This window comes from Streptomyces sp. NPDC036813 (genome assembly GCF_055609245.1).
In genome coordinates this window covers 83,806-94,835 of record NZ_JBVJPV010000008.1, presented here as the reverse complement: position 1 = coordinate 94,835, position 11,030 = coordinate 83,806, and the positions used below count along the sequence as shown (strand labels likewise).

The following is an 11,030-nucleotide window of genomic DNA, read 5'->3' as shown; positions in this document are numbered from 1 at the left end:
CGCGGTCACGGCAGGGGAGTTACTCCGCCGCGCGGAGCTGTTCCTCGGTCATGCCCTGCCGCCAGTACCCGACGAACGTCACCCGCCGCCGGTCGACGCCCCGCTCGCCGACGAAGTGCCGGCGCAGCGCCTTGACCCGGCCGGACTCACCGGCGAGCCACACGTACGGCCGTGCCGACGCGGGCAGAGTGGCGGCCCGTACGGCGTCGACGGTCGTGGGGGACCCGTCGTGCCGTACGAGCCAGGTGATCTCGGCGTCGGCCTCGGTCGCCACGTCCTGGATGTCGCCGGCGTGCGGCACCTCCAGCCAGGCCCGCACCCGCGTACCGGCCGGCAGGGACTCCAGGACTGCGGTCGCGGCGGGCACGGCGGTCTCGTCGCCCCACAGCACGACGAGGTCGGCGTCCGCGGGCGGACGGAAGCGGATGGCCCGGTTGTCGGCGATCGCCGGCCCGAGCAGCAGCACCCGGTCCCCGGCCGCGGCCCGGGCGGCCCAGCGGGAGGCGGGTCCGGCGGGCGTGGCCGCGCCGGGCTCGACGCCGTGCAGTGCGAAGTCGATGTCGATCCCGGTGGTGCGCCCCCAGGCGTCCTGCCGCAGCGAGCGCAGGGTGTACGACCGCATCACGGCCCGTACGTCGTCCGGGAGTTCCCGCCAGGCCTGCCACCAGCCGTCGCCCAGCTCGATGGGCACGACCGGCTCCGGCTGCCCCGGATGCGGCAGGAACAGCGACAGCGACTGATCACGTCCGAGGGAGCGGAAGGCGTCCAGGTCGGACCCCGCGAAGGAGACCCGGACCAGAGACGGCCCGAGCCGCCTCGTCCGCACGACCTGAAGGGAGAAGAAACGGAACGGGGCGGCCACGGCCGTGGTCATGCGTACTCCTGGGGGGTTCAGGAAGGGGCGGGGATCAACTGGCCTTCTTGGCCTTCTCCAGCGCCTCGGCCAGCTGCTCCAGCAACGGCGCGCACTTGTCGTAGGAAAGGATCGGCTCGGGATTACGGGAGATGACCTGCCCCGCCTTCACGGCGGGCAGCTTCTTCCACGTGGCCTCGGAGATGTCGGCGGGCTGAATCGCCGACGTCCGGTTGTCCATCATGATGATGTCCGCCGGGTACTTGTCGACGTTCTCCCAGCTCAGCGACTCGAACCAGCCGCCGCCCTGCTTCTTGGCGCTCTCCGGCGGCTCGACGAAGTTCACGCCGAGGGCCTTGAAGTACTCCAGGTCGATGGAGAGGTTGGTGCCGGAGACGTAGAACAGGTCCTGGCTGGCGGAACCGGCCAGCACCTTGATGCCGGGCTTGGCCTTGGCCGCCGCACGCAGCCGGGCCGCCGCGTCCTCGAACCGCTTCTTCGCCTGCGTGACCTTCGTGGCATTCACGTCCCCGCCGAGCGACTTCGCCAGCTCCAGCATGCGCGCGAGCGGCCCGGTCAGCTGGCGGTCGTAGACGGAGATGCCGACGCTGGGCGCGCCGACGGCCTCGATCTTCTTCTTCGACTCCTCCGGGACGTACCAGAGGGTGCCGGCGTCGTCGAACATGGTGGAGACGAGCAGGTCCGGCTGGAGTGCGGCGTACTTCTCGATGTTGAACTGGCCCCACTCGTTGCCGAGGACCGTCACCTTGTTCACGTCCAGGCCGCCGGCCTGCACGTCGGGCTTGCCGTCCTTGGTCCTGGTCGGGCCGAAGACGCCCTTCACCTCGACGCCGTAGTCGTGCAGCGCGGCGGCGGCACCGGTGAACGCGACGATGTGCGACGGCACCTTGTCGGCCTTGGCCGTCTGCCCGCGGTCGTCCTTGAAGGTCCAGGGGCCGGACTTGGCGGCGGCGGTGTCCTGGCCCGAGCCCCCGGATTTCGCGTCGTCGTCACCGCAGGCGGCGAGCGCGGCCCCGAGGCCGATGACGCCGCCCGCGGCCAGGATCCCGCGGCGGGTGAGGTGGGTGGCACGGGCGTTGGGCATGGGTATGACTGCTTTCGAACGGGGCGGAGTGCCGCCGGACAGGTCGAAGGTAGGTTAGCCTAACCTCAGTTCCTGTCCAGAGGGTGCCCTCGCTCTCGGCTCACCAGGCCCGGCACCTCACCTCGCCGTGAGCTCGCCGTACCCGGCGCCCGGCGCACCGGAAGCTCGCCGCACCCGACGTCTCAGCTGACCAGCCCCAACTCCCGTGCGATCAGCATCCGCTGGACCTCGCTCGTGCCCTCGCCGATCTCCAGGATCTTCGAGTCGCGCCACATGCGGGCCACCGGGTACTCGTTCATGAAGCCGTAGCCGCCGTGCACCTGCGTGGCGTCCCGGGCGTTGTCCACCGCGATCGTGGACGAGTACAGCTTCGCCAGTGCCGCCTCCTTCTTGAACGGCTCGCCGGCGACCAGCCGGGCCGCCGCGTCACGCCAGGCCAGGCGGGCGGTGTGGGCCCGCATCTCCATGTCGGCGATCTTGAACTGGATGGCCTGGTTGGCGCCGATCGGCTTGCCGAAGGCGTGCCGCTCCTTGGCGTACTTCACCGACTCGTCCACGCAGCCCTGCGCGAGGCCGGTCGCGAGCGCCGCGATGGCGATGCGGCCCTCGTCCAGGATGCGCAGGAACTGCGCGTACCCGCGGCCCTCCTCGCCCAGCAGGTTGGCCGCCGGGACGCGGACGTCCTGGAAGGACAGCTCACGGGTGTCGGAGGCGTTCCAGCCGACCTTGGAGTACGGCGCCGCGACGGTGAAGCCCGGGGTGCCGGACGGCACGATGATCGCGGAGATCCGCGGCCGGCCGTCGGGCTTGCGGCCGGTGACGGCGGTGACCGTGACCAGACCGGTGATGTCGGTACCGGAGTTGGTGATGAAGCACTTGGTGCCGTTGATCACCCATTCGTCGGTGTCCGGGTCGAGCCGGGCCGTGGTGCGGGTGGCGCCGGCGTCCGAACCGCCGTCCGGCTCGGTCAGGCCGAACGCGCCCAGCATCTCGCCCGCGCACAGCCGGGGCAGCCACTCACGCTTCTGCTCCTCGGTGCCGAACAGGTGGATCGGCATCGCGCCCAGCGACACCCCCGCCTCCAGCGTGATCGCCACGGACGAGTCCACCCGGGCGAGCTCCTCCAGCGCGATGCCGAGCGCGAGATAGTCACCGCCCATGCCGCCGTACTCCTCCGGGAACGGCAGCCCGAACAGACCCATGCGACCCATCTCCCGCACGATCTCGTACGGGAACTCGTGCCGCTCGTAGAAGTCGCCGATCTTCGGGGCCACCACGTCGTGCGCGAACTCCTCGACCGTGCGCCGGAGTTCTTCCAGTTCGGGGGAGAGTCGGTAGTCCATGCTGATCACTGGTCCTTGTGGGAGAGGGCGCGGACGGTACGGGAGGGGCTGGGGCGGCCCAGCCGTTCGGCCATCCAGACGCTTGTGGCGACGAGACGGCCGAGGTCGACCCCGGTGTCGATGCCGAGGCCGTGCAGCATCCACACGAGGTCCTCGGTGGCGAGGTTGCCGGTGGCGGACTTCGCGTAGGGGCAGCCGCCCAGGCCGCCGGCGGAGGCGTCGACGGTGGTGACGCCGTGCTGCAGCGCGGCCAGGGTGTTGGCGAGGGCCTGGCCGTAGGTGTCGTGGAAGTGCACGCCCAGCCGGTCGGTGGCCACGCCCGCCTGAGTGAGTGCGGTGAGCAGCGCCGTGACGTGCCCCGGGGTCGCCACCCCGATGGTGTCGCCGAGGCTCAGCTCGTCGCAGCCCATGTCCAGCAGCGCCCGGCAGACCCGGACGACCTGGTCGACGGGGACCGGGCCCTCCCAGGGATCGCCGAAGCACATGGACAGATAGCCGCGGACATGGACGCCCTCGGCCTTCGCCCGCGACACGACCGGCGCGAACATCGCGAGCGCCTCGTCCACCGTGCGGTTGAGGTTGGCCTTGGCGAAGGACTCGGTGGCGCTGGCGAAGACGGCGACCCTGCGGGCGCCGAGCGCGAGCGCCCGGTCCAGGCCGCGTTCGTTCGGCACGAGGACCGGCAGGTCCACGGGCAGGTCGCGCACGCTCGGGAACAGCTGCTCGGCGTCGGCGAGCTGGGGCACCCACTTGGGGTGCACGAAGCTGGTCGCCTCGATCGTGGTCAGGCCCGCGTCGGCGAGGCGGCGCACGAACTCGGCCTTCACCTCGGTCGGCACGGCCGCCTTCTCGTTCTGCAGCCCGTCACGCGCGCCGACCTCGTGGATGCGCACCCGGGCGGGCAGCCCGGCGGCCGGGACGGTCATGGGGAGCCCGTCGACCGTCATGCGGTCACCTCCTCGTGCGGGGTGATCACGGCCAGCACCTGGTCCATGGCGACCGTCGTGCCGGGTGTGACGTCCAGTTCGGCGACCGTGCCGGCGTGCGGGGCGGAGATGACGTGCTCCATCTTCATGGCCTCCACCACCAGCAGGCTCTGCCCGGCGGCCACCTCGTCGCCGACGGCCACCTTCACCACGGTCACCGTGCCCGGCATCGGCGCGGTCAGCGAGTCGGCGCCCGCGTGCCCGGCGCGGGTCAGGGACGCGGCGACCGGGTCGTGGTCGCGCACGTGCCAGGCGTCGCCGTCCCGGCCGAGCCAGTCGGCGGCGCGGTGGAAGGTGTGCCGGACGCCGTCGAGGGTCACGGTGACCGTGTCGTCGGTGACCGTGTGGGCGGCGCGCGGGGTGTGGTCCACCGGCTCGGTGACCCGCAGCGGGAAGGAGACGGGCCGTGGAGTGCCGCCCATCCGCCAGCCGCTCGGCACGGAGAAGGGATCGACCCAGCCGTCCCCGTCCGGCTTCAGCGCGTGCAGGCGTACGGCCGCCGCCGCCTCGTAGACCTCCTCCGGTACGCCGGCGGGGACCAGGTCGTCCACCACCCGCTCCACCAGCCCGGTGTCCAGGTCCCCGGCGACGACGGCCGGGTGGGCCAGCAGCCGGCGCAGGAAGCCCGCGTTGGTCTGCACGCCGAGCGTCACGGTGTCCGCGAGGGCGGAGCGCAGCTTCCGGATCGCCGTGGCCCGGTCGGGGCCGTACGCGATGACCTTGGACAGCATCGGGTCGTACAGGCTGCCGACCTCGGTGCCCTCGCTGAGGCCGGAGTCGGTGCGCAGGCCGTCGCCCCCGGGCTCGCGCAGCTTCAGCACCGTGCCGCCCGAGGGGAGGAAGCCGCGCGCCGGGTCCTCGGCGCAGATACGGGCCTCGATCGCGTGCCCGGTGAGGCGGATGTCCTCCTGCCCGAAGCCGAGCTTCTCGCCCGCGGCCACCCGCAGCTGCCACTCGACCAGGTCCAGGCCCGTGATGAGTTCGGTGACCGGGTGCTCGACCTGGAGACGGGTGTTCATCTCCATGAAGTAGTACTGCGAGGGGTCGTTGCCGGGGACGATGAACTCCACCGTGCCCGCGCCGCGGTAGCCGCAGGAGCGGGCCGCCTGCGCGGCCGCCTCGCCCATCGACGCGCGCGTGGCCTCGTCGAGGAGCACGCTCGGCGCCTCCTCGATGATCTTCTGGTGGCGGCGCTGGAGCGAGCACTCGCGCTCGCCGAGGTGCACGACGCTGCCGTGGCCGTCGGCCAGCACCTGGATCTCGATGTGCCGGGGCCGGTCGATCCAGCGCTCCACCAGCAGCGTGTCGTCGCCGAAGGAGGCGCGGGCCTCGCGGCGGGCGGCGGCGATCTCGTCGGTGAGCTTCTCGATGTCCCTGACCAGCCGCATACCCTTGCCGCCGCCGCCGGCCGACGGCTTGAGCAGCACGGGCACGCCGATCTGCCGGGCCGCGTCGGCGAGCTGCTCGTCACTGAGCCCGCTGCCGCTGGAGCCCGGCACGACCGGCACCCCGGCCGCCTGCACGGTCTCCTTCGCCCGGATCTTGTCGCCCATCAGCGCGATGGCGTCGGCCGGCGGGCCGATGAACACGATCCCGGCCTCCTCACAGGCGCGGGCGAAGGCCGCGTTCTCGGCGAGGAAGCCGTAGCCGGGGTGGACGGCCTGGGCGCCGGTGCGCCGGGCCGCGTCCAGCAGGTTCTCGATGGACAGATAGCTCTCGGTCGCGGGCGGCGGACCGATCCGGACCGCCGTGTCGGCCTCCCGGACGTGCCGGGCGTCGGCGTCGGCGTCGGAGAAGACGGCCACCGAGCGCACGCCCATCGACCGCAGGGTGCGGATGACCCGGACGGCGATCTCGCCCCGGTTGGCCACGAGTACGGTGTCGAACACGAGTCCCCTCCTCACATCCGGAAGACGCCGAACTGGGGGTCACCCAGGGGCGCGTTGGCGCAGGCCGTCAGGGCGAGCCCGAGGACCTGACGGGTGTCCAGCGGGTCGATGACGCCGTCGTCCCACAGGCGGGCGGTGGCGTAGTAGGCGTTGCCCTGGCGCTCGTACTGCGCCCGGATGGGTGCCTTGAAGTTCTCCTCCTCCTCGGCGGCCCAGTCCTCCCCGCGTGCCTCCATCTGGTCTCGCTTCACGGTGGCGAGGACGGAGGCGGCCTGCTCGCCGCCCATCACGGAGATCTTGGCGTTGGGCCACATCCACAGGAAGCGCGGCGAGTACGCCCGGCCGCACATGGAGTAGTTGCCCGCGCCGTACGACCCGCCGACGACGACGGTCAGCTTCGGCACGCGCGTGCAGGCGACGGCGGTGACCATCTTCGCGCCGTGCTTGGCGATGCCGCCGGCCTCGTAGTCCTTGCCGACCATGAAGCCGGAGATGTTCTGCAGGAACACCAGCGGGATGCCGCGCTGGTCGCACAGCTCGATGAAGTGCGCGCCCTTCTGGGCGGACTCGGCGAACAGGATGCCGTTGTTGGCGACGATCCCGACGGGGTGGCCCATGATCCGGGCGAACCCGGTGACGAGGGTCTGCCCGAACTCGGACTTGAACTCGGCGAACCGCGACCCGTCGACGACACGGGCGATGACCTCACGGACGTCGTAGGGGGTGCGGGAGTCGACCGGCACGGCGCCGTAGAGGCCGTAGGGGTCGACCTTGGGCTCGGCGGCGGGCGTGACCTCCCAGGGCAGGGAGGTGCGCGCCGGGAGGGTGGCGACGATGTTCCGCACGATCCGCAGGGCGTGCGCGTCGTCCTCCGCGAGGTGGTCGGTGACGCCGGAGACCCGGGAGTGGACCTCGCCGCCGCCCAGCTCCTCGGCCGTGACGACCTCGCCGGTGGCGGCCTTCACCAGGGGCGGCCCGCCGAGGAAGATGGTCCCCTGATTACGGACGATGACGGCCTCGTCGCTCATCGCCGGGACGTACGCGCCGCCGGCCGTGCACGATCCGAGGACGGCCGCGATCTGGGGGATCCCGGCGCCGGACATCCGGGCCTGGTTGTAGAAGATCCGCCCGAAGTGGTCGCGGTCGGGGAAGACCTCGTCCTGCATGGGCAGGAAGGCCCCGCCGGAGTCGACGAGATACACGCAGGGCAGGCGGTTGTCGAGCGCCACCTCCTGCGCCCTGAGGTGCTTCTTCACGGTCATCGGGTAGTACGTGCCGCCCTTGACGGTGGCGTCGTTGGCGACGATCACGCACTCACGGCCGCTGACCCGGCCGATCCCGGCGATCACGCCGGCCGCCGGGGCCTGCCCGTCGTACAGCCCGTCGGCGGCCAGCGGCGCCAGCTCCAGGAACGGCGAGCCCGGGTCGAGCAGGGTGTCCACCCGGTCCCTCGGCAGCAGCTTGCCGCGCGCGGTGTGCCGTGCCCGCGCCTTCTCACCCCCGCCCAGGCGGGCGGCTGCCAGCTTGCCGCGCAGCTCCTCGACGAGGGCGCGGTGCGCCTCCTCGTTGGCCTGCCAGGCCTCCGACGCGGGGTCGGCCGCGCTCGTCAGCTCCGGTGCCTCTTGCATCCTTGCGGTCCCCTCACCCAGCGATCACTGTTAATGAGCGTTAACCATTTCCTCCAGGTTAACGACCGCTAACCTGCCTGTCTAGAATTACTGGCATGGCCACCAGAACCGACGCCCCGACCCGCCGCGACCAGATCCTCAAGGCGGCTGCCCGGCTGTTCGCCGAACGCGGTTTCCACGGTGTCGGCGTGGACGAGATAGGCGCGGCGGTCGGCATCAGCGGCCCCGGCCTCTACCGGCACTTCCCGGGCAAGGACGCGATGCTCGCCGAGCTGCTCGTCGGCATCAGCGGCCGCCTCCTGACCGGCGCGAAGCGCCGCCTCGCGGAGGCGGACGGCGTACCTTCGAGCGCGGTCCTGGACTCCCTGATCGAGGGCCACATCGACTTCGCCCTGGACGACCGGCCCCTGATCACCCTCCACGACCGCGAACTGGACCGCCTGCGCGACAGCGACCGCAAGCTGGTGCGCCAGCTCCAGCGCCAGTACGTCGAGCTGTGGGTGGAGGTCGTACGGGAGGTGTACCCGGGCCTGGCGGAACCGGCGGCCCGGTCCGCCGTGCACTCGGTCTTCGGCCTGCTGAACTCCACCCCGCATTTGGGCCGCGGCGGCACGCTGCCCGGCCGTGGGGTCACGGCGGAACTGCTGCACCGGATGGCCCGGGGGGCGTTCTCGGCGGCGGAATCGTCCTAGCGGACGGCGTGTGACCTACCGGCGGCAGATGTCTGCGCAGGGCGTGACGTGGAGGGTGAAGCGATCAACCGGGGTGTGGGGCCGCGACAACGCCTTGCGTGGGTGTCGGGTGCGGGTGCGGGTGGTGGGCGCGTGGGCTTCCGCCCGTGTCAGTCACGTGATCTGATGCCCGGGCAGTGATCAAAAGGGGGGCGTCATGGTCGGTGTGGGTCGCAGAGCCGTGGGTGTGGGGGTGCGGCGGGGCGTCGTCGTCGTTGCCGCGTTGCTGTTGTCGACGGGCGCCGTCGGGGGTGACCGGGCCCGGGCCTGGGCGCAGGGGCGGGGGCTCGGCGCAAGCGGGGGCAGCGAGTTCGGCTCCGAGCACGTCCAGCTCGGCGGTGAGTACTGGGTGAGCATGCCCCTGCCGGACAATGTCAGCGCGGAACCGCTCACCGTCGTACGGGCCCAGTGGCTGCACGTCCCGCAGGGGTTGCGGGTCCTGCGCTACGGCGTGACGGCCGTCGACGAAGACGGCATCTGCGCGCTCGGCGTCGGCGACGACGCGTCGTTCGCGGCGGGGGCGCGCGGTGTCCGGGCCTTGAGCGAGCGGCCGGTCCGCGTGCCCGCTCACGGCCGTGCCGACGCCTGTCTGCTGGCCCGCGTGAAGGTGGCCGGGGCGGCGCGGGACGGCCTTGAAGGCGTACGGGTCTGGTACCGCCAGGGCGCGGTCGTCTACCGGCAGGACTTCGAGTGGGAGGCCGGCCTGCGGCTCGGGCCCGAGGACGAATGACCCACGGCGCTGCCCTCAGAGGGTGACGGCCAGCACCAGGACCACCAGGATCGTGCCGGCCGTGAGCGCCGCACCCAGTGCCGTGAACAGCTTGTCGACCGCCGGGGTGTCCCAGCCCTGGATGATGAACCGGCTGGGCTTTGCCGGGTCGTAGAGGACCACGACCGAGGCGCCCACGCCGAAGCGGGGGGCGACCTTGTCGCGGCCGAAGCGGGACGCGTGCGTGCACTCGCGGCCGTCCTGGGCCGTCCAGGTCGCGACCGGGTGGTGGAACGTGGCGCCTTCGTCGCTGCGTGAGGTGTTGTGACGGACGATCCGGCCCCGCGCGGTGACTCCGGTGCGGCGCAGGACTTCCGCGCGGCGCAGGCCGGAGACGCCGAAGGCGAGGAAACCCGCGCCGACCGTCAGCGGGATGAGCGAGAAGAGCCATACGGGGTGCATGCCCTGTGCGACGCGGGGAGGGCCGGGCCGGTTGCCGCGGGGGCGTGGGCGGCGGCGTGACCAGCGTTACCCCCCACCGTCTCTGGACGCAGTCCCTACTCACCGGTACCGTTGGTCTGAGCAAGCGCTTAGACAGTCGACGTACGTGGAGGTGGCGGCCGTGCGCCGTACGGTGTTCAACGAGGATCACGAGGCGTTCCGGGAGACCCTCCGCGCCTTCATCGAGGCCGAGGTCGTCCCCGTCTACGACGAGTGGTTCGCCGCCGGCCAGGCCCCGCGCGACTTCTACTACAAGCTCGGTGAGCTGGGCATCTTCGGCATCAGCGTGCCGGAGGAGTTCGGCGGCGCCGGCCTGGACACCCACAAGTTCGAAGCCGTCATGTACGAGGAGACCGCCCGCGCGGGCGTGCAGTTCGGCGGCTCCGGCGTGCACGTCCTGCTCGCCCTGCCGTACATCAAGATGCTGGCCACGGACGAGCAGAAGAAGCGCTACCTGCCGAAGTTCGTCACCGGCGAGGAGATGTGGGCCATCGCCATGACCGAGCCGGGGACCGGTTCGGACCTGGCCGGCATGAAGTCCACCGCCAAGCTCTCCGAGGACGGCACGCACTACGTCCTCAACGGCGCCAAGACCTTCATCACCGGTGGTGTGCACGCCGACCGCGTGATCGTGTGCGCGCGGACCGCCGCGCCGACCGCCGAGGACCGCCGCCACGGCATCTCCCTCTTCGCCGTCGACACCAAGTCCGAGGGCTACTCCGTCGGCCGCAAGCTGGACAAGCTGGGCCTGAAGACCTCCGACACCGCCGAGCTGGCGTTCGTCGACGTCAAGGTCCCCGTCGAGGACCTGCTCGGCGAGGAGAACAAGGGCTTCTACTACCTCGGCCACAACCTCGCCTCCGAGCGCTGGGGCATCGCCTTCGGCGCCTACGCGCAGGCCAAGGCCGCCGTCCGGTTCGCGAAGCAGTACGTGCAGGAGCGCACCGTCTTCGGCAAGCCCGTCGCGCACTTCCAGAACACCAAGTTCGAGCTGGCCGCCTGCCAGGCCGAGGTGGACGCCGCCGAGGCCGTCGCCGACCGCGCCACCGAGGCGCTGGACGCCGGTGAGCTGACCCCCGCCGAGGCCGCCTCCGCCAAGCTGTTCTGCACCGAGGTCGCCCACCGCGTCATCGACCGCTGCCTCCAGCTGCACGGCGGCTACGGCTACATGAACGAGTACCCGATCGCCCGCCTGTACGCGGACAACCGCGTCAACCGCATCTACGGCGGCACCAGCGAGATCATGAAGACGATCATCGCCAAGGACATGGGTCTGTAGGACGCC

At 71.6% G+C, this 11,030-nt stretch carries 10 protein-coding genes; 3 read left to right on the top strand and 7 right to left on the bottom strand.

What is annotated here, in order from left to right; genetic code table 11:
* Positions 1–19: 19 nt before the first annotated feature.
* From ACZ67Q_RS18280 to ACZ67Q_RS18255, 6 genes are all read right to left on the bottom strand, one after another.
* Positions 20–874, bottom strand: a complete 855-nt coding sequence (locus tag ACZ67Q_RS18280; protein ID WP_471182934.1) for a siderophore-interacting protein — start codon at positions 872–874, stop codon at positions 20–22.
* A gap of 34 nt (positions 875–908) precedes the next feature.
* A complete protein-coding gene (locus ACZ67Q_RS18275) occupies positions 909–1,958 on the bottom strand; it encodes an ABC transporter substrate-binding protein (RefSeq protein ID WP_471182932.1) in 1,050 nt (349 codons plus the stop codon).
* Between the two features lie 182 nt (positions 1,959–2,140).
* Positions 2,141–3,301 carry an acyl-CoA dehydrogenase family protein gene (locus ACZ67Q_RS18270; RefSeq protein WP_471182928.1) on the bottom strand — a complete coding sequence of 387 codons (1,161 nt, stop codon included), beginning with the start codon at positions 3,299–3,301 and terminating at the stop codon, positions 2,141–2,143.
* A gap of 5 nt (positions 3,302–3,306) precedes the next feature.
* Positions 3,307–4,248 carry a hydroxymethylglutaryl-CoA lyase gene (locus tag ACZ67Q_RS18265; protein ID WP_471182925.1) on the bottom strand — a complete coding sequence of 314 codons (942 nt, stop codon included), beginning with the start codon at positions 4,246–4,248 and terminating at the stop codon, positions 3,307–3,309.
* Positions 4,245–6,176: an acetyl/propionyl/methylcrotonyl-CoA carboxylase subunit alpha gene (locus ACZ67Q_RS18260; protein WP_471182922.1), complete on the bottom strand. Its 1,932-nt coding sequence runs from the start codon at positions 6,174–6,176 to the stop codon at positions 4,245–4,247. Before ACZ67Q_RS18260 ends, ACZ67Q_RS18265 begins: the two co-directional genes overlap by 4 nt.
* 11 nt (positions 6,177–6,187) lie before the next feature.
* Positions 6,188–7,804 carry a carboxyl transferase domain-containing protein gene (locus tag ACZ67Q_RS18255; protein ID WP_471182920.1) on the bottom strand — a complete coding sequence of 539 codons (1,617 nt, stop codon included), beginning with the start codon at positions 7,802–7,804 and terminating at the stop codon, positions 6,188–6,190.
* A gap of 95 nt (positions 7,805–7,899) precedes the next feature.
* Between ACZ67Q_RS18255 and ACZ67Q_RS18250 the strand changes: the two genes are divergently transcribed.
* Together ACZ67Q_RS18250 and ACZ67Q_RS18245 are read left to right on the top strand one after the other, a co-directional pair.
* Positions 7,900–8,496, top strand: a complete 597-nt coding sequence (locus ACZ67Q_RS18250; protein ID WP_471182917.1) for an SACE_7040 family transcriptional regulator — start codon at positions 7,900–7,902, stop codon at positions 8,494–8,496.
* Between the two features lie 196 nt (positions 8,497–8,692).
* Complete coding sequence (locus ACZ67Q_RS18245; RefSeq protein WP_471182915.1) at positions 8,693–9,265, top strand: hypothetical protein; 573 nt, start codon at positions 8,693–8,695, stop codon at positions 9,263–9,265.
* Between the two features lie 15 nt (positions 9,266–9,280).
* On the opposite strand, the gene ACZ67Q_RS18240 is transcribed toward ACZ67Q_RS18245, so the two are convergent.
* Positions 9,281–9,706: a DUF3592 domain-containing protein gene (locus ACZ67Q_RS18240; protein ID WP_471182913.1), complete on the bottom strand. Its 426-nt coding sequence runs from the start codon at positions 9,704–9,706 to the stop codon at positions 9,281–9,283.
* 160 nt (positions 9,707–9,866) lie between these two features.
* Here ACZ67Q_RS18240 and ACZ67Q_RS18235 point away from each other — a divergent pair, with 160 nt between their 5' ends.
* Positions 9,867–11,024: an acyl-CoA dehydrogenase family protein gene (locus ACZ67Q_RS18235; RefSeq protein WP_471182912.1), complete on the top strand. Its 1,158-nt coding sequence runs from the start codon at positions 9,867–9,869 to the stop codon at positions 11,022–11,024.
* Positions 11,025–11,030: the final 6 nt, after the last annotated feature.